This window comes from Alteromonas sp. ABE4_545, assembly GCF_056161325.1.
Genome location: NZ_JBSWYY010000006.1, coordinates 186,728 through 209,496, shown reverse-complemented (window position 1 = coordinate 209,496; position 22,769 = coordinate 186,728). Strand labels below are relative to the sequence as shown.

Here is a 22,769-nt window from a genome sequence, read left to right as displayed (position 1 = left end):
GGCCAGTTACACACCTTGTTTTCTTTCTTTTATTTGTAGTGAGTGCTTACGTAATTACAGGAACTTAATAGTCACACCTAGCTGATAGCTACGGCCGTATTTTTCTTTTTGGTAAAGAATGTTGCCGCCGCTGTACTCATTGCCAACAAAGTAGCGCAAGTCTTCTGCCTCGGTGATGTTGAGGGCATCAAAGTACATTTGAATATCGTCGGTAATGTCGTATTTGATTTTAAAGTCCACGCTTGTAAAGCCAGCTTGGTATTGATCCGCCCAGGTTTTACACTGCTTCACATTCGACAGCTCAACGCTATCTGGGCAGGCACCAATTTGCTCCAATACTTCAGAACGATAGTTACCAATTAAACGGGCAGAAAAGGTTTCGTTTTCCCAACCTACGGTGAGGTTAAAGGTTTCATCGGCTTGGTCTGGCAATGCAACTTTGTCTTGGCGAATCGAACCATCTAAGGTGGCTTCACTGTCGAGCAAGGTTAAGTTCGACTGCACAAACAAGCCGTTCTCGAAGTATTGGCTATAGCTCAATTCAATTCCGTAAACCACCGCCTTCTCACCGTTGAGGGTGATGTTGACTTCGTTAAGCACGAGGTCTTGAGGAATAACGAACTCTGTCACTTGGTTAACGGGCAATTTCACTGGCAAGTCAGCAAGAGACATAGTTACGCCATTAACATCAACAATGAATTTATCGATGTCTTTATAGAAGATCGCGGCTTCCATAAATAGATCTTCACTGGGGTACCAGCCAATTGATGCATCGTAGTTAATGGAAGTCATTGCAGTTAAGTTGGGGTTACCCACATCCAATGCGTTATCAGACGACAAGACATAATCTTGCAACTGACGAACCGACGCGCCACCTTGGTCGTCATCACAGTCATCACTGCCCGGTGGACACAACTCGATATCCGCATCGAAAATGCCATAAGCACGAGCCTGCTTAAACGATGGGCGCGTAAAGCTCGTCCAAATCGCTCCGCGAACGAGAATATCTTCTGTTGGCTCGTATTTAATATGCGCACTCGGGAAGAATTGAGAGTATTTAATCGACGCCTCTGGTAACGGAATGGCAATATCAAGCGCGCCTGCGCCTGCGCCGTTAAATTCAAAGTCGTCATTCTCCAACGACATGAAACCCGTTGAAGCAAAATCGGTTTCTACCCAACGTACACCCGTAATCAAGTTAGCATCGTAACCCAATGGGGTTTCAGCCATAATGTATAGCGCTTTTGTGTCTTCCGTTATGGTGTAGTCACCCTTAGTACTCTCAATAGACACTTCGCCATTTGTTGCGCTATCTACCGTTTGACGTGTAACGGCAACCATCTCGTTCACTGTCATGGTCGATTCAAACGGATATTGGAAGCTACTGTTTGCAGGAATACTACTTTCGTAATCCGCCAACGTAGAATTGACCACTGCAATACAGTCTGGATCGTCATTACAATCGTCTGCTGATGGGGCAAAACTCCAACGGTTCTTATCACGCTCGTGATCACGGGTAGTAAATAGGCCGCCAAATTTCACGTAATTCACTAGAGGAAGATAAAGGTCTTTCTTAATGTTAAACGCCGCACTTTTTAAGTCGTCGGTACGCACACCACCTTCAAGGAACAAGTTATCGAATTGCCAGTTATTGAGATCAGTCACATCACCTGAACCCGAGCTTCCGAAAATACTGTCATCAGGATCGTAGGTGAGACCTGCAATCTCTGCGGCTTCATCTGGTGTTAATACGCGCGCATCAATATTGTTTCGCGTGCCACGACCATAAACGATCAAATCACGCTCGCGGAACTGTACGCGGCGATCCGCTTGAGAATCTTCTTCTGATTTAGAGCGCGCGACTTCGTAATCAACCGTCCATGATTCACCAATCATGTTTCGGCCACCTAAGCTGTAGGTTAATTTAGTATTGGTACTTTCTTGAAGGAAGTGCTGATGAAATACGTCGATGTCACTTAAAATGAATTCTTTAGTGTCGTCGTTAACATAAACAATTTCACCACTACCAACTGAACCTGCGTCTTGGAAGTCATAAAACTCTCGTAAGGCTAAATCACCATCGGTGTATTTTGTGTAGGTACCTTTTACGTAGTAATAAGCGGTATCTGAGGGTTTATATTCAATGTTTAGTGCGCCCGCTGTACGTGTTCTGTCAGCAATTTCGCGACGATTCTCTAACTGTGATGGGCCTAAAATTTCGGGACCGGCAGCTATTTCCTCATCGGTTTTGCCCAAATCAGCCTGATAAAACTTCATTTCATTTGTGCTGTGGTGGCGAGTTTCATCCACCATGGTTTTTCTGTCTTCCCACGACAGCGCAAAGCCAATCCCGACCTTTTCGTCGAATAAGAACTTAGTGCCATCTAAGCTGATACGTGGTGAATGCTCTTCTCGCATTTCGTTGTACGCATCTTGCACCTTCATTTTTAAGGTGTCTTTACCACGGTCATAGGCTGAAATTGCATTAACGTTCACCGTACCGCCAATGGAGTTTAGGTTTTGATCTGGCGTGAGTGTTTTTAATACTTCAATCGTACCGAGCAAATCAGCAGGTAAGGCATCAAGGCCAACTTTACGGTCTTCGCCAGCACCCGCCATTTCCGAACCATTCATGTTCACCGATACGAAGCCTGGGCCTAGACCACGTACGGTAACAAACTTACCTTCGCCTTCGCTGCGCTGCAGTGTGACACCGGGTAAACGACGCAGTGATTCAGCGACATTTTGGTCAACAAAATTGCCTAAATCATCGGTGGCAATCACGGAGCTAAAGCCGTTTTTCATACGCTCTAAATCACGTGCTTTTAAATCTGCCTGCTTTACCCCTTTTACCTCAATAATCTCAAGGTCGTCTTGGGCATTTGTATCTGTGGGTTGTGTGTTCTGCCCAGCTTGTTGTGCTTGAGCGTCAGTGGTGGTTTGCGCGGTTTGTAGGGTTGACGACTCTTGTGCCATTACAGGCAAGGCCATCGCAACAGCAGCAACCAATGTGTTTATTTGAAAGCGTTTCATGCGGAGTTTCTCCTGGCTTTTTATTGTATCCCGAACCACTGATGCATCTTTATCACTGCTTTTATGCAAAGTGGTGAGCGACATTGACGCTTTTCTTACTCGTTCATTTCAATGCCACCGGTGGCAATAGTAGTCAGTTGCCCAAAAACTTGTCAATAAAAGGTAAACAAAATATGAAAAATATTAAATAGTGAATAATTTTATGAAATAGCAATAAAGCATAGTAAAAACATAATATTTGCGTTTACTTAGCCCAATTACGTTCAACAAACATACAGGGCACAAAGAAAGGCAATTAACATCTTGTGAACATTTTATTGAGGGTGCGAATAAGAGAATTCGCCAAGAGAAAAACCGGAAGGGAATGTGGGGCAAATCACGTCGATTTATAATGCCCCACTATTGGTCGTAAAACTAGAACTGACCGAGTTTATCCAGCCATTGTTCAATGTGAGATTGCTCCGGTAGCGCGACCGAAGGAAACGCCTTAAATTGCGCTTCATAGTCTGACCAAGAACTGATCACTTCTAACTCACTATCAATAATACCGTCTTTAATGTGAACAGTGCCTGTGGCAATTTCATGCAACAGACGAGCATCAACTGAATCTACAAACAGTCCGTTAGCATTTCGGTTTGCTCCCACCTCTCGTTGATTTATCGCAATATCATATGCTTGTTCGGCTGATAGGCGCGGTTGGCTGGGAACGATGTCGCCAATACCAAATGGCGTTGGATACAAACTGGACGCGAGTACTGCATTGTGCTCTTCTCGCGTTAATTTTTTATCATTCTTAATTTCTATACCAGCGAGGTTATCTTCAGACATCTCGCTCTTACCTGCCATAACATTATTCGCAATGTAAGCTTCGGTTGGTGGTAACTTTTCGTCACTCCATAACTGGAAAAACCGCATCGGCTTTGTTGACGGGCCGGGTTTGTAGTAATTCGCCACTAAATTAAACCGCCCACCTTCACCGCCGTAGCCGCTGTTATCACGCCAGTTATAAAAAACATTGTTGCGAATATCGGTTAGCTCATCAATTTGTTGATACGGAGCATTTAAGCGGTAACCATTCACTCTGGGGTTACGGCTGTGATGATGTGCCACTACGTTGTGAATAAAGCTGGCTTTACTCCCTCCCCAAATACCACCATAACCGTGACTGCCTTTGTGATGGCCGGCGTTATTTAAACTTTCGGTGATCATTGAGTATTGCAGCGTAAAGTTTTGATTGTTGTAAAAAGATGCCACTTCGTCATTGGCCCAGCTCAATGAACAGTGATCAATGATAATATTACTGCGGCGTCTGGCGGTTAGTGCATCGCCTTCACCTTGATCTTTACCGGGTCGAAAGTGCACGTAGCGAATAATGACGTTATCCGCTTCAATGTCGGTTTGTGCTCCTGCAACTACAATCCCTCCTGGAGAAGATTGTCCAGCAATAGTGAGATCACCCTGTTTTATTTCTAATGGTTTAGAAAGATGAATCACACCACTCACGCTAAAGACGATAATACGTGGGCCTTCTTGCTTTAAACCATGGCGTAGGGTACCCGGCTGAGGATCTTTTCCGTCATCTTCTAAACTATTGACGACGTAAATAGTACCGCCTCTACCACCTTGCGTATATTTACCAAAGCCTTGTGCACCGTCAAAAGCTAAAGGCACTTGAGATTCGGTTGCAGTGCAGGCGGCAACAAACACCAAAAGCACGAGGGTGGCGACTTTATTTATTTTATTTTTCACGCGTAATATCGTACTCATTGCGGTATTCCTAAGCTATTTTTCTGTGGTGATGGCTAAACACATCTTTTGGTACAATTGCACCTCGATATCCAAGCACAAAAGCAGCCGTTCTCGCGCCCAATTGCGCGGCATCGGCAGGCGACTGCCCAGCGAATCTCGCCGCTAAATAACCACCGTTAAAAGCATCGCCCGCGGCTGTTGTGTCGACGACATTATCCACTTGGAATGTGGGCACAATACAGTGATTACCTGGTGTCACCACTTGCACACCGTCGGCGCCATTTTTAAAGATAATTTCATTTACCCCTAATGCCTGAACATGGCTGATAATTTCGGCACTCGTTTTATGACCATATAAAACCGCATGATCATCACCGCCAGGAAATGCCATATCAGCAACAGCATATGCTTTATCTGTCCATTGTTTTGCGTGTTCTGCTGAGTCCCAAAGCAATGGGCGATAATTCGGGTCAAAAATAATTTCGGTACCTTTCGCTTTTAATTCGCTAATTAAAGCAAACAACTTTTCTTTGTCTTCGTCACTTAAGATCCCAAGCGAAATACCAGAAAAGAAAAAACTAGCGCAACCGTGTAAACATTCAACGCCACCACATTGGCTCAATAATGGTAAGGTTTCACGCGCAGCCGATTGACTGCGCCAATAAGTAAAACTGCGTTCTCCGGTGTGATCCGTCGCTACCATATAAAGCCCTAACGTACGACTTGATGACGTAAACACCAACTCAGTACCCAGACCTTCTTCTCGCATAAACTGTGTTAGCTTTTCACTGAGGTCGTCTTTGCCAACCGCAGTAAGATAACTCACCGTTTCAGTTTGATTTAAGCGATTAAGATAGATAGCGGTGTTAAAGGTATCACCGGCAAAAGTTTGCTGGTAAATGCCGGTTTCTCGCAATGCGAGTTCAACCATACATTCACCGAAGAACACACGTTTTTTCATGCTACTTTCTCTTCTTGCATGCGAGTAATAACACTCACTGCTTGTTCACATAACCGTTGAATAACTTCCCAATCCTTTGTCTTTACTGCACTCGCAGGGCTTAACCAACTCCCTCCTGCGGCAAAGACATTAGAAAGACTTAGGAAGTCCAATAAATTGTCGCCACTTACGCCACCTGTAGGGCAAAAGCGAACATCTTGAAAGACTGCGCCCATAGACTTCAGCATTGGTACTCCTCCCAGCTGTCCCGCTGGGAAAAACTTCATCTCGCGCACTCCTTTTTCCCATGCAGTGAGCACTTCAGAAGGGCCGCCTACGCCAGGAACAAAAGGCACACCGCTGTCGATCAATGCATCGAGTAACTTTGGTGTTGCTGCGGGTGTCACAATAAATTGCGCACCTGCCGCTACTGAACGAGCAATATGCTCTTGTGTCATTACCGTACCGACACCAACTTGCACATCAACCTCGTTGCGAATTGCTCGAATACAATCCAGCGCCTGAGGCGTACGCAACACAACTTCTACGCTTGTCACTCCGCCCCGCTGCATAGCTTTTGCGATCTGCACGGCTTCAGTAGGTTGATCCGATTGAATAATGGGCAACAGGGGTACGCCATTAAGGGCATGAGATAGCCCAGTCACAGTTTTGCTCATAAATAGTCCTTGAGAAGTTGCGCACCTTGGGTTTCCAAGTCTGCGAGTTGCACGTACGCCTGAGTCAGCGCTTTAACGAAAACAGGGTTGTCGGGAAGATCGCGCGCAAAAACATCGCTGATCGCCAAGAATCTATGCACATCCTCAGCTGAACCATCGCTTTGTTTCGCAACGTCAAGAAGCACAGATGCCATTGGGTCCACCAGTTCTGTACCAACACGCGCTTTGTAATTAAGAAAACGGAACCAAGCGGCTACACCTACACAGAGTTTACGAACAGACACACCTTGCTCAAGGTTGTCTCGTACTGTACCGAGTAATCTGAACGGCAATTTTTGAGAGCCATCCCATGCGATCTGAGCCAACATATGACGGATATGCGGGTTGTGATAACGCTTCAACACCGCTTGCATGTATGCTTCAATTTGCATTTCTGCTGGTGCGTTTAATGAAGGCACCACTTCTTCGGCCAACATACTCTCAACAAAGGCAGCGAGAGCGTCATCACTCACCCCTTCGTAAACTGTTTCGTGACCACACAAAATACCTAGATAAGCTAACGTAGAATGACTGCCATTCAGTAAGCGTAGTTTCGCTTTTTCATAGTTATTCACGTTAGAAGTTAAGGTTACCCCCACTTTATCCCATGCGGGACGCGGGCCTGTGAAATGATCTTCGATCACCCATTGAGTAAAAGCTTCACGCTGGATGGGCCAATTGTCAGTTACGCCCAACTGTTCAGACACTTGCGCTTTTAACGCGTCATCGGTGGCCGGAGTAATGCTGTCTACCATTGAACAAGGAAACGCCACTTCTCGACGGATTTGATTCGCTAAGTCAGGATCAATCTGAGTTGCAAATTCGCAAACCGCAGTAGCAAGCTTGTCGCCATTATCAGCCAAATTGTCACAGCTCATTACCGTGATTTCGCCAATCCCAGCAGCAAAACGCTGCCGCAAAACTTGTACGATCAAACCGATAGCGCTATTTGGTGAATCGAGATGTGCAAGGTCGTGTTGAATATCTGGGTGATTGACATCAAGACCACCTTGGGTGTTCAGGCAATAGCCCTTTTCAGTGATAGTCAAACTAATAATATGCGTGGTGGGTGCGGTCATGCGCGCGACAATGGCTTCGCGATCATCAGCAAGCACAAGTACTTCTTTAAGCGCACCAATCACTTGCGAACGACTGTCGTTATCGATAATCGCCAAGGTATATAAGTTGTCTTGCGTTGCGAGGTTTTCTTTTACCCCACGGCTACGCATCGACACACCGCAAATCCCCCAGTCACCACCAAACGGCATTGCGTCTTCAGTAAACACGGCTTGGTGAGCACGGTGAAATGCGCCTGGCCCTAAGTGCACAATGCCAATATTCTTCTCTGTGCGATCGTACTGTGGCGTGCCCACTGAATCAGGCAGTGAACCCAAGGTAGATTGGTTTAATTGCGACATTTGAATTCCTTAGTCGAAAGCACGCCGGCTGTGCTATTGCATTAACCGGCGAATAAAGTCTTAGCCCAGCTTGTAGGCTTGTTTAGCTAACTTGTATGTTAAGTCATAAGCGAGCTCATGGGCTTCGTCCATTTCCAAGCGATGCTGGGCTACCAGCTCGGCTAAGAAGCGGCAATCTATACGACGTGCAACATCGTGGCGCGCTGGGATAGACAAGAAAGCACGCGTATCGTCATTAAAACCAACTGTGTTGTAGAAACCTGCGGTTTCCGTAGTCTGATGACGGAAGCGCAACATGCCTTCAGGGCTGTCGTGGAACCACCACGCTGGCCCCAACTTCAAACACGGATAATGTCCCGCTAATGGCGCTAGCTCACGGGCATAAACGGTTTCATCAAGGGTAAATAAAATGATGTTTAAGCGCGGATCATTACCGAATTTATCCAGTAACGGCTTCATCGCATTGACATACTCGGTTTGGGAAGGCATATCTGCGCCTTTGTCACGACCGAAGCGCTCAAAAATCACAGGGTTGTGGTTGCGTGATGCTCCTGGGTGAATTTGCATAACCATGCCGTCTTCAACACTCATTCCGGCCAATTCTGTAAGCATTTGTGCGCGGAAAGTTTCTTGCTCAGCTTCGGTTGATTGACCACTGATACAACGAGCATAAAGAGATTCGCATTCGTCAGTGGTTAAATTAGCGGTTTGCGCTGTTGGGTGACCATGGTCAGTCGCTGTCGCGCCATATTGACGGAAATAAGCACGACGTTGCTTTAGTGCCGCCAAATACCCCTGCCACGTTGCAGTATTTTCACCCGTTATTTTGCCTAATTGTGTGATGTTCTCTACGAAGTCTTCGCGAGATGCATCGACAACATCATCAGGGCGGAACGTCGTAATGACGCGCTTGTCCCATCCAGTTCCAGCTATCGCTTTGTGATGTGGCAATTGATCTAATGCGCCTTCTGTGGTCGCGATCAATTCAATATTAAAACGATCCATTAACGCACGAGGCTTGTACGCTTCTGTAGCAAGGGCTTCGGTAATAGTATCGTAGTAATAGTCTGCCGACTGAGGCGTTAACGCAACATCGATTCCAAATACATTAGAAAACACAGAATCGAGCCACATACGCGACGGCGTTGCTCTGAATAAGTAATAATGGTCGGCAAACAGTTTCCAAATTTTGCGCGGGTCTTGTTCTACTTCTGCGCCGTCATAACGAGGAATACCCAACGACTCCAACGCCACACCTTGGCTGTAAAGCATCCGAAACACATAGTGATCAGGGCGAATAAATAACTCGGCTGCATTACCAAAGTTCTGGTTTTCATTAAACCAACTAGGATCGGTGTGCCCGTGCGGGCTAATAATAGGTAAATCTTTAATTTCGTTATAAAGTGAACGCGCCATATCTCTAACGGCAGGATCACTCGGGAACAGACGGTCAGGATGCAAGTTCAGCGCTTTACCAGTCGGTTTCATAATCTAAGCTCCAGCTTTTTCATCAGAGAGTAACGCCGCGTTTCCATATAGCGATTTCTCTGGTTTGGTTAATTTCGTTTCTGGTTTGATGGCCTGAGGCAATCGCCAGTAAATGATTAAAAAATTCTTTTGCACACTCTTCTGCGTCCATTCCTTCTAGAATGCGACCTGCATTAAAGTCGATCCAATGGGGTTTGCGCTCTGCCAAACCTGGATTCGACGCAATTTTCACTGTGGGAACGGGAAAGCCCAACGGCGTGCCTCGGCCAGTGGTGAATAGCACCATATGTGCACCACTTGCCGCCAACGCAGTAGAAGACACCGCGTCATTACCCGGCGCTTGTAACATCACCAAACCTTTCTGTGTAACAGGCTGCCCGTAGTCTAGTACCTGCTGAACAATCGCCTGCCCGCCTTTTTGAATTGCGCCTAGAGACTTTTCTTCCAACGTGGTTAAGCCACCAGCTTTGTTACCGGGCGAGGGGTTTTCATAGATGGGTTGGTTGTGAGCAATAAAATACTCTTTGAACTCTTGTACCAACGATACAATTTGCTCATAGGTGCGCTCGTCTTTTGCGCGGTTCATCAATATTTGCTCGGCGCCAAAGACTTCGGGTGTTTCAGTAAGTAATGCGGTACCACCAACTTCGGTGATCATGTCAGACATTCGTCCGACAAGCGGGTTAGCGGTAATACCGCTGAATGCGTCTGAGCCACCACACTTCATGCCGAGAACTAATTCGCTCGCTGGAATAGGCTCACGTTCATCTGTGGCGATCGCGGGTAACATTTCAGCCACCGCTTTAACCCCTTCTTCGACTTCGTCGCCCACTTGTTGTGAGTTGTAATATCGAATTCGTTCAGGGTCGATATCTCCTGCCGCTTTCAATAAGGCATCAAGTTGGTTGTTTTCACAGCCTAAACCAACGATCAGTACCGCTCCGGCGTTAGGATGCCCGGCCAGTGCGGCTAGAATCTTTTGCGTATCGTCGAGGTCGTCACCAAGCTGTGAGCATCCGAATGGATGAGTAAATGACAAAAAGGCATCAGCCTGCCCGAAATAACGCTGGCTACACAGTGAAGCAATACGCTCAGCTGTACGGTTTACACAGCCAACCGTGTTGATGATCCACACTTCGTTGCGGATCCCGACTTTGCCATTTTTACGGCGATATCCCATGAAAGTAGGCACTGCTTTTGCTGCTTTAGGAGGCGCGCTTACCGGTTCATATTGATATTCAATTTGCCCCGACAACTGCGTTTTCAAATTGTGACTATGGATATGCTGGCCTTGCTTTACCGCCTCAGTTAAACCACCGATAGCAAAGCCATACTTCACGATAGTTTCACCTTTATCCATGTCGTGAAGTGCCACCTTGTGGCCCGCTGGAATCGTGTCTAATGCTGTGAGATCCAAGCTTTCAATGTGCTCGCCAGCTGCGATTTCACGAGTCGCTACTGCGACATTATCAAGCGTGTGAATACGAATTAGTGCCTGCTGTGTCATACGTTCACCACCTGTTCAACCGAAAGTGGCTTACCCGCAAGGGTCACTTTGTCAAATACCAATCCATCAACAAATTCAACTGTACTGGGTTTATCAACTTGGTGGAAATGACAGTCTTTTAATACAAAATCCTGAACTGGTGCACGCTCGAACCCTCGTATCACCATCGCGTGTCGAGCTTGCTGAACATTGAGGTTTTCAATAACAACATTCTTAACCGTAGGATCGAACTGACCTGCATCGCCTTCTTCATAGTGGAAATTCACAACGATGGCGTCTTTCACTTGACCAACATCGACGTTGCGTACGCGAATATGGTCAACAACTCCACCACGCATAGAGTTTGTTTTGATACGGATTGCACGGTCGAGATTAGGGCTACTCATTCGACAATTTTCAAGGAAAATGTTGCGTGCACCGCCTGAGATCTCGCTGCCCATGACGAGCCCGCCATGACCATCTTTCATATCGCAATTACGAATCACGACATTTTCAACCGGCTTATTAATACGACGCCCATCGGCATTACGACCTGATTTAAGCGCAATACAGTCGTCGCCGGTATCAAACAAACAATCTTCAATCAAAACCCGATTACAAGATTCTGGGTCACACCCATCTGAATTAGGCCCGTGACTGCGACACTCGACACCGCGAATAGTTACGTCTTCACACAACACTGGGTTGAGTAACCAAAACGGTGAATTAATTATTGTAACGCCTTCAATAAGCACTTTTTGACAGCGATAAGGCTGCACAAAAGGCGGTCGTAAATAAGCCCCTTCTGCGTAAATCCGTTGCTCAGGTGGAACCCCGGCTTCGGCATCATCAAACAACTTGGTTCGACCGGGTTTTTGGGTAATTTCTACTGGGTCTTGACGCCAATGGGCGTCTTTGCGAGGCCCTTTCCACGGCCACCAGGTTTCATTGTCCGCTTGACCGTCAAGCGTACCACCGCCGGTAACCGCGATGTTTTCTTGTTCAAAGGCGTAGATCAAAGGCGAATAACCCATTAATTCAACACCTTCCCAACGTGTTAGCACTTCTGGCAAATAACGCGAAGGGTCGGTAACGAACGCGAGGGTTGCGTCTTTCTCTACATGTAGATTGACATTGGATTTGAGGTGTATAGGACCAGTTAAATAACGCCCAGCAGGCACTACCACTCGACCACCACCTTCACTGTGACACGCTTGAATCGCTTGCGCGATAGCGTTTGTATCATCGGTTTGCCCATCACCTTTGGCCTCAAAATCCTTCACGTTCCAGTCGCGATCAGGAAATTCAGGAACAGCAATTGAAGCAACGATCTTATTGGCTAGGGTCCAATCAGTGGAGTGCGATACAGCGCTGTCCTGCCTTGAACAACCTGGCAGAGCAGCGCCGACCGCCAGGGCCAGAACGCTTTTTAGTAGGGTACGTCGGTGCATGAAATCCGGCTCCTGTTTTACTTGTTACGCCATGTTTAGCGAAAAACGTTAATACTTTTTACATTTATGCCACCGGTGGCATTGTAGCTAAAATAAACACTTCCCGTCAAACATATCAGCGCAAATGGTACATTTTATTAACATGTAAACTTTTTGTTCAGAATTTATCTTGTAACTCTAAGCTAGCGAGAATAAAGGGGCCTGTTGCTTTAGGGTCGTTATCGCGCTTCTTCTCGTTAATATAGTAATCAAAACTACCGTCACGATAAGGGTTGCCGCCTAGTCCAGCCACAGCACATACTTGCGTAATTGAAATTTCACTTCCCTGTTGAACAATCAACTTGTCCAACAAACCTTGATAACCTTTCTCAGCGACAGCCTGGTATTTCTCGTCTAACACGCCTAAACGCACACCTTTAGCAAGCGCATAAACCAGCATACTGGAGGCTGAACCTTCGAGGTAGTTCCCCTCGCGGTTAGGTAAGTCTGCCACTTGATACCACAACCCAGACTTGTCTTGTACCTTGCTGACTGCTTCAGCGAAGTCGTTGAAATAGCCTTCCAACTCACCGCGTCGGGCGTGACCTTTAGGGAAGTATTCTAAAACATCGGCAAATGCCATCGCGTACCAACCTAATGAACGGCCCCAAAAGTGTGGTGATACACCGGTTTCTGGGTTAGACCACTGTTGTTGACGACTCTCGTCCCAGCCGTGATATAACAGCCCAGTTTTTTCGTCTTTTGCATGACGCTGCAAAATGGCAAATTGATTCGCGATATCATCAAATGTGTCACTGCTTTCACTAAACCAAACTGCGTATTGGGTGTAAAAAGGTGTACCCATGTACAGACCATCCAACCACATTTGGAATGGATAGATCTTCTTATGCCAAAATCCACCTTCACTGGTACGTGGTTGATCAGCTAGCTGTTTACGCATCACATGCATCGCTTTGATGTAACGTGGATCATGAGTGTGCTCGTACAAAAAGAACAATATCTTGCCCGCATTGATCATATCGATATTGTATTTGTCCAAGCGGTAGCCTTTGATTTCACCTCTTTCGTCGATCAAGGTATCGGCATAGTCTTTGATATAAGCAAAGATTTTGTCATCGGGTTGGCGCTCGTACACTTTCGACATAGCGAGTAACACCAAACCTTGGGTGTAATTCCATTTAGGTTTTTCGTAGCCCTCAATTTGCCACGCCTTTGGGTTCCGCGTTATTTCTGATTGCGTCATCTGCATGGCCCAATCCGTGTTGGCTAAAGCATTTGAACTCCAAATAACGCCAACTACAAGGCCTACTACATAGCCTCGAATTCGCTGGGAAAGCAATGTCATGATTCACTCCTGTTATGTGTGTAGGGTAACCTCATGGCACACTTCTCCCCGACCTACTTACCAGTTACTGGCGCGGTAGATTCACGAACAATGACATGAGGCTTTATTAAAAACTGATCGCTGACTAGTTCTGTTTTGGTATTCTTCTCAATTGCTTGGATAATTTTTTCAGCGGCAAGGTTAGCCATTGCACTAACTGGTCGCTGAATAGTCGTTAGTGACGGCATGATACGAGAGGCCAACAAGTTGTCATCAAACCCCGCCACGGAAAGCTGGCTTGGAACATCAATATTCATCGCTCGCGCAACGCGTAATATCGCAGCTGCCATCTCATCATTATTGGCAAATATTGCGGTGGGTCTTGGGGTTAAGTTCAGCAACTTTTGCGCCCCTTCCAAACCGCTTTCATAAGAGTTTTTGCCTTCTACAATACGAGTTTCATCGAGTGGCAAACCTTGCTTTACAAGGCTGTCTTTAAAACCTTGCAAACGCTCTATTGATGAGTGATAGCCTATTGGCCCTGTCAACATCGCAATATCTGTATGGCCCAAAGAGGTCAGGTAGGCTGTCATTTCCATTACCGCAGCGCGATCATCCGACACCACAATATTGGCATGGTCGTCAATGTCTACCGACGCCATACGAACATAAGCATGCCCTTCCTCGCTTAACGCTGCGGCTAAATGTTTCGCTTCAGATACAGGCGGTAATACAATCACCCCGTCAATGCGCGACCGGCTGATAAAACCTAGGCAATCTTGCACCATTGCTTCGTCTTTATATTGGCAAGGGTGAACAACAAGCTCGTACCCCTTACTAGAGCAAACCTGCAATACACCGCGCTGTACTTGGTCGATGTAGAGTGCATCGGGGTTATCGTAAATCAACCCAATCAAATACGAACGGCTCGACGCCAAACCTCGTGCTTGTTTATCAGGCGAAAACTTTAATCGGTCGATGACTTCCTGAATTTTTGCGCGGGTTTTTTCTCCCACGCTATTTGAGCCATTTAACACGCGTGATACCGTGCGTTTTGATACACCGGCTTCTCTGGCGACGTCATTTATTGTCGGTTTTTTATCGCTCATCGTCGTTACTCTGTCGGGCAAAACAGGCAAGTTAATGCACTAACTCTATCAACACAAGTTTCAAGCGCGCGATTCCTGCTTCATATGCAGTTGATACGCTTCTTTATAAATCGATACTGCCGCATCTTTTACAATATTAGCGACGTGGGGAACTTGCGATTTGGGGAACGAACTCGCTGGTGCGGTAATTCCCAATGCCGCAACCACAACGCCCCGATTATCTCTAACCGGCACCGCCAAACAACGCACGTCATCGTGATATTCACGATCGTCGGTGGCATAGCCTAGCCCAACTACACGCTGCAGTTCTTTGCGCAAAGAAGGGTAATCGGTAATAGTAAATTTTGTGCGTTTTTCCAGCGGCTCGTCCCCTAGAAGAAGCTCTAACTCGTCGTAATACAAAAACGCTAAAAATATTTTTCCCGTGGACGAACAGTGCATTTTAGCCCGCACACCGGGGCGACTAGCCACTCGCAACGGATTAGGGCTATCAAACACTTCAACAATAAGGGCAGTACCGTTATTCGGGACAGCCAAATGGGCCGTGAACCCGGTTTTTAACGCCAGGCGTTGTACGTATGGAATCGCTATTTGATGCAGGCGATCTGAGTTGATCATCTGCAACCCAAGATTCATCAAGCCAGCACCACAGTGATATTTCTTGCCACGCTTTTCGACCATCTGCTCAGCAACAAGTGTTCGCAATAGCCGAAACACGGTCGTTCGCGGTAAACCTAATGCTTCTTCTAGCTGAACCGACGTTAACCCACCATCATTTTCAGACAATAAACGAAAGGCAGAACAAGCATGTGCAACACTGGGAATATGGTAGCGATCCATACATCCTCCTACAGACCAAACAGAGCAGGTAGAGCTTCGCTAATCCAAGGTACATATGTCACTAACATCAGTACGATGAACATGGCGAAATACAACGGCAATAACGGCCGAATAATTTGTTCCAAGCGAATCTTAGCAACCGCACAGGTGACAAAAAGTACACTGCCAACAGGAGGTGAGCACAAGCCGATGGAAAGATTAAGTACTATCATGATGCCGAAATGTAGTGGGCTCATACCCAGCTCCATGGCTACCGGCAAAAAGATTGGCGTGAAAATTAACACCGCTGGTGTCATATCTAAAAATGCGCCAACAACAATTAAGACGAGGTTGATAAGAAGCAATATCATCAGTGGGTTATCACTCAATGACAGCAAAGATTCACTTAACGTTTGCGGAATATTTTCATACGCCAACAACCAAGACATTGCCGATGAGGTACCAATGAGTAACATAACAATGGCTGTGGTTTCTCCGGCCTTCAAAAATATGCTAGTGAGCTGACCCGGTTTGACTTCTCGATACACCACCATCGATAAAAACATCGAATAGATAACCGCAATGGCGCCGGCTTCAGTGGCCGTAAAAATACCACCAATAATTCCGCCTATAATCAGCACAATGAGGAACAAGCTAGGGAATGCGGCGACTAATTTTTCCATCACCACAGTAAAAGGTACTCGCGCCTCAACTGGATACTTTTCTTTTTTAGCATACCCAACACAAACCAGCATCAGTGCTAGCCCCACCAATAATCCAGGAAGATACCCAGCCATAAACAACGCCGCGATTGATACACCGCCACTTGCGACCGCGTAGATAATAAGAATATTACTCGGCGGAATGAGCATACCTGTGGTAGCTGCGGTTGCCGTTACTGCTGCGCTAAATTTGGGGTCGTAGCCTTTCTTTTTCATTTCAGGCAGCATAAAGCTACCAATTGCAGAACTCGCGGCAACAGAAGACCCCGAAATCGCACCAAAAAACATACAAGACAATACGTTTACCAAAGCAAGACCACCTGGCAATGAACCTATTAATGCCATTGCACATTCAATCAATCGTTTGGCTATGCCCCCCTGCCCCATCAGTAGCCCAGACAGAATAAAGAAAGGAATGGCTAACAATGCAAAGCTATCTAAGCCACCTGCGATACGCTGTGCAATAGTCGTAGCGGCAGGCTCTAAGCCCATATTCATCAGTAGCGTTGCAAGGGTTGCTAAACCAATACACACAGAAATAGGTACGTTGGCGATCAGAAGGACAAAAAACAAAACCAGTAAAACAATGGCGGTTAGTTCCATAACTTAGACTCCCAATCACGCCCAGCCAATAACGTTAAGTGATACAGTGCATAGAAAATAATAAGCGCACCCGACAAAGGAATAACCAGATATACATAACCCATATGCACACCCAGCGACGCTGAAATTTGCTCAAGCTCTAGCGTGATGTACACCAAATTGTGACCACCGTAGGCCAGTGTGACGCTCGCAAAGACAATCACTAATACCTCAACAAGCATCATCGCTATGCGCTTTTTAGGCAGTGACAATTTATTCAGTACGAGATTTAACCCCAAATGAGCATGTGTGCGATAAGCATACGCGGCACCTAAAAGGCCTATCCAAATGAGTAGGAATCGCGCCAATTCCTCAGTAAACGAGCTAGGATCTTTTAACAAATAACGAGATAACACCTGCCAACTCACTGCGAGTAAAATGCCACTCATGGCAGAAATCAGCATGAAAGATAAGGCTTTATCAACCCACTTAACCAAAGATTCCATCACTACATTTCCTTGATTTTGTTTAGTACGTTGCCCACTTCGGTGCCCTCTAAAGACGCGTGGAAAGGTGCAACAGCGTCGCGAAACGCTTGTTTGTCGGGATGAATCACCGTAACGCCATCAGCAATAACCGCTTCTAATGCGGCATCTGACGCTTCTTGCCACAGTGATTTTTGATATTCGATTGAGTCAGCCATGGCAAGCTTCACCCACGATTTCTGTTTCTCGTTTAACGAATTCCATACAGGCAGTGACATAAGGATCACGTCGGGTACTGAGGTATGTTCATCAAGACTGTAATAACGAGAAATTTCATAATGACGTGATAGGTAATAACTCGGCGGGTTATTTTCCGCTCCGTCAACAACACCTTGTTGTAAGGCGGTGTACAACTCTCCCCACGCGACTGGCGTTGCTGCGCCTCCTAGAGCCTGAACGGTTTTCACTGCCGTTGGGCTATTTAGTACGCGGATTTTCTTACCCACTAAATCTGCAGGTGTACGAACGGGAGCGTCGGTGGTGTAAAAACTACGACTCCCCGCATCGTAATATCCCAATCCTTTTAACCTCGCCGTTTGCACACCATCGAGCAATGACTGCCCCACGTCAGAATTCAGCACATTCCAAAAATGATCACGATCGCGAAACACGTAAGGCACGCTAAAGATTTTCATCGCTGGCACAAAGCCTTCCAATGGGCTAGCCGATACTTTTGTCATGGCCAAGCTACCAATTTGCAACAGCTCTACCATCTGACGCTCTGAACCTAGTTGTCCATTAGGGTAAATTTGAATGTCCATTTGGCCATCTGAGTAATAGCGCAGGCGTTCAGCCATATACACCATCGCTTTGTGTACGGTGTGCTTGGTATCTAGCCCATGCCCCAGCCTTAGTACAGTTTGCTCTCCTTTCTGGACGCAGCCACCAAGTAGCAAAACAAAGGCACTAACAAGCAAACTGACTTTGAAAAACTTCATCATTAACACCCTGTTACTTCAGCTCGTTAGGAGGGAATTTATCCATATCGTCATAGTCGAGGTTTTCCCCCGCCATGCCCCAGATAAACGCATAATTCGCGGTTCCCACACCACAGTGAATGGACCACGGAGGTGAAATCACAGCTTGTTCGTTTGCCACCCAGATATGACGAGTTTCGGTGGGTTCCCCCATAAAGTGGCAGACCGCTTGGTCTTCTGCTAAATCAAAATAGAAGTACACCTCGTTGCGGCGATCATGTTGATGCGCAGGCATTGTGTTCCATACGCTACCGGTAGCAAGTTTGGTTAAGCCCATTTGCAATTGGCAGGTTTCGACTACGGTGTTAATCAGCAGCTGATTAATATCTCGCTCGTTAGAGGTAGATTGGCTCCCTAGGTGCAAGACGTTGGCGTCGCCGTGACCGACTTTTTTATTTGGGAATGCACAATGTGCGGGCGCTGAATTGAGATAAAACTTCGCAGGATTGGTCGCATCGACGGAATGAAAACGCACTGTTTCTGTACCTTTTCCTAAGTATAGCGCTTCGGCCTTCGCTAAATCGAAACGATCGCCATCGGCTTCTATAAAGCCATCGCCGCCGACATTGATCACACCTAACTCACGACGCGCCAAGAATGTGGGCATTTTCAACGCATCAAGAGTTTCAAGTGTTAACGGTTTGGTCGTTGGTACCGCACTGCCTACCATAAAGCGTTCGTAATGAGTGTAGATCCAATAGAGCTTTCCGGGTTGCATGAGTTTGTCAGCGAGGAAAGCGTCACGTAACGCTTGAGTATCATAGCCCTTCGCTTCACCTTGCCCGATAGCGTAACGCGTCTCAAAGTTTTCCATGATCTTCTCCTAGCTCGCCAACCACCCACCGTCAACGGCGAGAATATGGCCATTGACATAATCACTTGCCGCACTTGCAAGAAATACGGCTGCGCCTTGCAAGTCTTCAGGGTCGCCCCATCTCCCAGCAGGAATACGGCAGGTTATGCTGTTGTAACGTTCGGGGTTGTCCTGAATCGCTTGTGTGTTATCTGTTTTGAAATAACCTGGAGCAATGGCGTTCACTTGTACATTTGATTTGCCCCATTCATTCGCCAACGCTTTTGTTACACCTACAACAGCGTGTTTACTCGCGGTATAAGCTGGCACTGTGAGACCGCCGCTGTATGACAGCATTGACGCAATGTTGATGATTTTTCCGCCACCGTTGGCAATCATTGATTTACCTAGCTGCTGGCAAAGTAGGAAAGTGGCATCTACATTTACCTGCATCACGTTTTGCCATTGGGCAAGGTCATAATCGACGGCAGGCTCTCGATAAATCGTACCGCCGTTATTAACCAAAATATCGATCTTGCCCCATGTTGCTAGTGCAGATTGAGCCAACTCAAATACCGCATCAGTGTTTGATAGATCCGCTGACAATTCCGTAGCCTCGCCACCAATTTCGGCAATTTTTTCAAGTGTGTCTGCGCAGCCGCCTTGACGAGAACTGGCGCAAATAACGGCCGCGCCCGCCTTTGCTAAACCAATCGCTATTGCCTGGCCTAAGCCTCGGCTTGCTCCTGTGACAAGCGCTTTTTTCCCAGATAAATTAAACATGTTGTGCCTGCTTCCTTCACTTGGTTCGATATTGGGCTGACAGCCTAGCAAGGGATTTCTTCGCAACAAGCGCTACCAAGAAAATGCTTCAAATATCAATTTATTTACTTCAAATATGAACAATTACTGAGTGATAGGCTACCAAAAAGCTATCTAAACCTCATTAACAAATTACACTTTGTTCACACTTGAAACACTTTTCATTAAATATTTTGCCACCGGTGGCAATTTGTCAACCTTTTTTTTATAATGGCCACTATTAGAACAACCCAGAATTGCATAGATTTGTCACTATGGGTGATACGGAATGGGTTTACACGCAAAATAAAAACCCACAACACACTGTTTTAAATAAGAATTAATACTACAAGGCGGAAATAGATGAACAGAAAACATGCACTTTCCATTTTATTAGCGCCATTATTAGTGCTTGCAGGTTGCGGTGAAGACAGTCAAGAATCGTCTTTTTCTATCACAATTAGCAATCCTAAAAGTGGTGCTAGAACAACACAATTGTTACAAATACCGCTAGATAAATATTCACAATCATTTAACGCTGCTGCCGCTAGCGACAATTCACTTGTCGAACTAATCGACACTGATTCAGACGGCAAAAACGACACTATTCTAGTAGCTGCAGCGTTAATGCCAGGCGAATCAAGAACCCTTGATTTGATGGAAGTAAAAACCTCAACTACTCCAGATTTGGCCCATGCAGAGCTGTCTGTAAGAACCGGAGGTGTGTGGGAAGGTAAAGCGTACAAAGCTGATCACTTTAGTTTTGAAGAAGTTTCAACTTTCACCTCACCAAAACAACTTACAGATCACTCTTATTTTCTGCGCTATGAAGGGCCGGGTTGGGAAAGCGACAAAATGGGTTATCGCTTATACCTTGATTGGCGTAATGCCATAGATGTGTTTGCCAAAACGGTGACTACTCCATCCTTACATTTGGCCGGACAAGACGGCTACGAAAGCTACCATCATATGCAAGATTGGGGATTAGACGTACTCAAAGCAGGGAAGTCGCTGGGTGTAGGAGCGCTAGGGCGTGAGGTTGATGGCAATGTATTACATTTTCAAAATGTTGAGAGCACCTCTTACACATTAAATTATAATCACAAGCTAAGCGCCTCTTTTAACGTGGATTATAAAGGTTGGAGCGACGGTACCGATGCGGTAGACGTACAAACCACTTACGACATTCACGCCGGAGACAGTGCGACTAAAATCACTGTTACGCCAGATGCGGTGATTGATAATTTAGTAACCGGTATTGTTGACCATGGTGTTGGACTTATTGAAGGAAAAGGTGAGCGCTGGGGATATATCGCGTCATGGGGCAAGCAAAGCCTTGCTAGCGAAGATGATGAATTGGGCTTAGCCCTGTTCTACCCTCTTGACCGAGCGGTTAGCACATACACCGGCGAACATGATCATTTAGTTAAATTTGCAGCCACTGATTCACCATTTAGCTATTACATTATGGCGGAGTGGCCTCAACACCCTGACGGCGTTAAAAGCGAAACAGCATTTAAAGCAAGGTTAGCCGATAAACTCGCGGAGTTGGATCACCCGATCACAGTGAAGTAAACCGATTATTGAGTAAAGGGTTTGCCAAGTCGTGTTGGCAAACCCTCATGTGTTTAACGAACCGGGCTAACAGGCGTCCATCCGTCGAAAATTTGCTCTTTTGTGTAAAGCATTCTGTCGTCGTCGCTTAACTGTGGACGCAAAGACGAGATCACAGCGCCAGGGCCAGTATTTCCGTATTCTTCAAACCGGGCGTCAGAAAGTGGATGAAACTGTTTTTTACCCCCCTCTTTTTTGGTTCCCCCCATACTCGCCCATCCAACATTAGCGATGTGTGCGTCTAAAAAGCTCTCGATAATCGTTGTTTTACCGATTGCATCGGGGTTGGCATACCGACCATCGGTAAATTGGGTGGTAGGGTGCCAAGGGCGGCCTAAAGGCACTGAGTTATCTGGTACGCCCGGCGTTCGTTCAAACTCACACTTGAGAAAAGTAAACCCCCAATCTTCTTGAATAAGTGTGCTCGGTGCTGTGACATATCCAGAATATTTATGTTCTGCGGCTCTAGGGCGAGAAATTATGCGGCTGTTTTCAATGACCACATTGCCATTACCAAAGATAAAATCGACATTACCCCATATTTCGCTATCGGTGATATACGACATGCCTCCTTGTGCATATAAGGTATCTTGAAAGCCCTTTAAATACACCGAGTCTAAAACGGTTTTGTTGGCAGATTCAGCTATTTTTAACGCGACCGCTTGAGAGCCAGACACCTTGGCGGGGTCGTTGTCATCACGGCCATCATTGGTGAGAAAGTCAAAACTGTTCTCTACCGTTAAATTAGCCAATGCAACGTTAGTTGCGTTAATTTCTACTGTTGCGGTACGAAAAGTTCCCCACGTTTCATCACTGCCTTCAGCCACCGCCTGACCTGCGTAACGGTCAAAAACTATTTTTGTTTTTTTTCCAACACCAATAATTTTGGTGTTGTCACGATTAATCACAACGCGCTCATAATATTCACCTGCCAATACCATCACAATCGGGGGCAAATTTTGTTCGGCCAAAGCGTCTAAAGCTTGATTTATTGAAGCATAAACGGGAAGTTGAGTGTCTATTGGTTGTTGGCTCACAATGGCTTGAAAAGTAACACGCGCATTTTTTTGCGCGGCTTGAACAACCATAGTTGACGTTGGCTCATGGCTACTGCACCCACAAAGCGCTAACACAATACATGTTGCCAACGTCACCCCTTTAAATTTCATCACTTACGTATCCTTTTGAGTTATGCGTGAAGT

18 protein-coding genes are annotated in these 22,769 nt (G+C 46.2%); 1 reads left to right on the top strand and 17 read right to left on the bottom strand.

Annotated features, from left to right (window positions below; all coding sequences use genetic code 11):
• Positions 1–54 precede the first annotated feature (54 nt).
• From ACXAH6_RS08525 to kduD, 16 genes are all read right to left on the bottom strand, one after another.
• Positions 55–3,033, bottom strand: coding sequence for a TonB-dependent receptor (locus ACXAH6_RS08525; RefSeq protein ID WP_474876232.1), 2,979 nt, complete (start codon positions 3,031–3,033; stop codon positions 55–57).
• A gap of 414 nt (positions 3,034–3,447) precedes the next feature.
• Positions 3,448–4,800 (bottom strand): pectate lyase family protein, encoded by a 1,353-nt coding sequence (locus ACXAH6_RS08520; RefSeq protein ID WP_474876231.1) that lies wholly within the window; start codon positions 4,798–4,800, stop codon positions 3,448–3,450.
• A gap of 10 nt (positions 4,801–4,810) precedes the next feature.
• On the bottom strand, positions 4,811–5,743 hold the full coding sequence (locus ACXAH6_RS08515) for a sugar kinase (protein WP_474876230.1): 933 nt from the start codon (positions 5,741–5,743) through the stop codon (positions 4,811–4,813).
• Complete coding sequence (locus ACXAH6_RS08510) at positions 5,740–6,399, bottom strand: bifunctional 4-hydroxy-2-oxoglutarate aldolase/2-dehydro-3-deoxy-phosphogluconate aldolase (RefSeq protein WP_474876229.1); 660 nt, start codon at positions 6,397–6,399, stop codon at positions 5,740–5,742. Before ACXAH6_RS08510 ends, ACXAH6_RS08515 begins: the two co-directional genes overlap by 4 nt.
• Positions 6,396–7,856, bottom strand: a complete 1,461-nt coding sequence (locus ACXAH6_RS08505; RefSeq protein ID WP_474876228.1) for a mannitol dehydrogenase family protein — start codon at positions 7,854–7,856, stop codon at positions 6,396–6,398. The genes ACXAH6_RS08510 and ACXAH6_RS08505 overlap by 4 nt, the downstream gene beginning before the upstream one ends.
• Positions 7,857–7,916: 60 nt before the next feature.
• A complete protein-coding gene (gene uxaC, locus ACXAH6_RS08500) occupies positions 7,917–9,344 on the bottom strand; it encodes a glucuronate isomerase (protein WP_474876227.1) in 1,428 nt (475 codons plus the stop codon).
• A 22-nt stretch (positions 9,345–9,366) separates the two neighbouring features.
• Positions 9,367–10,851 (bottom strand): UxaA family hydrolase, encoded by a 1,485-nt coding sequence (locus tag ACXAH6_RS08495; protein WP_474876226.1) that lies wholly within the window; start codon positions 10,849–10,851, stop codon positions 9,367–9,369.
• Positions 10,848–12,281 carry a glycoside hydrolase family 28 protein gene (locus ACXAH6_RS08490; protein ID WP_474876225.1) on the bottom strand — a complete coding sequence of 478 codons (1,434 nt, stop codon included), beginning with the start codon at positions 12,279–12,281 and terminating at the stop codon, positions 10,848–10,850. The genes ACXAH6_RS08495 and ACXAH6_RS08490 overlap by 4 nt, the downstream gene beginning before the upstream one ends.
• 157 nt (positions 12,282–12,438) lie before the next feature.
• Positions 12,439–13,626: a glycoside hydrolase family 88/105 protein gene (locus ACXAH6_RS08485; RefSeq protein ID WP_474876224.1), complete on the bottom strand. Its 1,188-nt coding sequence runs from the start codon at positions 13,624–13,626 to the stop codon at positions 12,439–12,441.
• Between the two features lie 53 nt (positions 13,627–13,679).
• A complete protein-coding gene (locus ACXAH6_RS08480) occupies positions 13,680–14,714 on the bottom strand; it encodes a LacI family DNA-binding transcriptional regulator (protein ID WP_474876223.1) in 1,035 nt (344 codons plus the stop codon).
• Positions 14,715–14,774: 60 nt separating this feature from the next.
• Complete coding sequence (locus ACXAH6_RS08475) at positions 14,775–15,554, bottom strand: IclR family transcriptional regulator (protein ID WP_474876222.1); 780 nt, start codon at positions 15,552–15,554, stop codon at positions 14,775–14,777.
• 8 nt (positions 15,555–15,562) lie between these two features.
• A complete protein-coding gene (locus ACXAH6_RS08470) occupies positions 15,563–16,858 on the bottom strand; it encodes a TRAP transporter large permease (protein WP_474876221.1) in 1,296 nt (431 codons plus the stop codon).
• Complete coding sequence (locus ACXAH6_RS08465) at positions 16,849–17,343, bottom strand: TRAP transporter small permease (RefSeq protein ID WP_474876242.1); 495 nt, start codon at positions 17,341–17,343, stop codon at positions 16,849–16,851. Before ACXAH6_RS08465 ends, ACXAH6_RS08470 begins: the two co-directional genes overlap by 10 nt.
• 2 nt (positions 17,344–17,345) lie before the next feature.
• Positions 17,346–18,323 carry a TRAP transporter substrate-binding protein gene (locus ACXAH6_RS08460; protein WP_474876220.1) on the bottom strand — a complete coding sequence of 326 codons (978 nt, stop codon included), beginning with the start codon at positions 18,321–18,323 and terminating at the stop codon, positions 17,346–17,348.
• Positions 18,324–18,333: 10 nt separating this feature from the next.
• Positions 18,334–19,173, bottom strand: coding sequence for a 5-dehydro-4-deoxy-D-glucuronate isomerase (gene kduI / locus ACXAH6_RS08455; RefSeq protein WP_474876219.1), 840 nt, complete (start codon positions 19,171–19,173; stop codon positions 18,334–18,336).
• A gap of 9 nt (positions 19,174–19,182) precedes the next feature.
• Positions 19,183–19,935 carry a 2-dehydro-3-deoxy-D-gluconate 5-dehydrogenase KduD gene (gene kduD / locus ACXAH6_RS08450; RefSeq protein WP_474876218.1) on the bottom strand — a complete coding sequence of 251 codons (753 nt, stop codon included), beginning with the start codon at positions 19,933–19,935 and terminating at the stop codon, positions 19,183–19,185.
• Positions 19,936–20,316: 381 nt separating this feature from the next.
• On the opposite strand from kduD, the gene ACXAH6_RS08445 reads away from it, so the two are divergent.
• Positions 20,317–21,528: a DUF4861 family protein gene (locus tag ACXAH6_RS08445; RefSeq protein WP_474876217.1), complete on the top strand. Its 1,212-nt coding sequence runs from the start codon at positions 20,317–20,319 to the stop codon at positions 21,526–21,528.
• Between the two features lie 53 nt (positions 21,529–21,581).
• Here the strand turns inward: ACXAH6_RS08445 and ACXAH6_RS08440 are convergent, their stop codons facing one another.
• Positions 21,582–22,736 (bottom strand): pectinesterase family protein, encoded by a 1,155-nt coding sequence (locus ACXAH6_RS08440; protein WP_474876241.1) that lies wholly within the window; start codon positions 22,734–22,736, stop codon positions 21,582–21,584.
• Positions 22,737–22,769 lie beyond the last annotated feature (33 nt).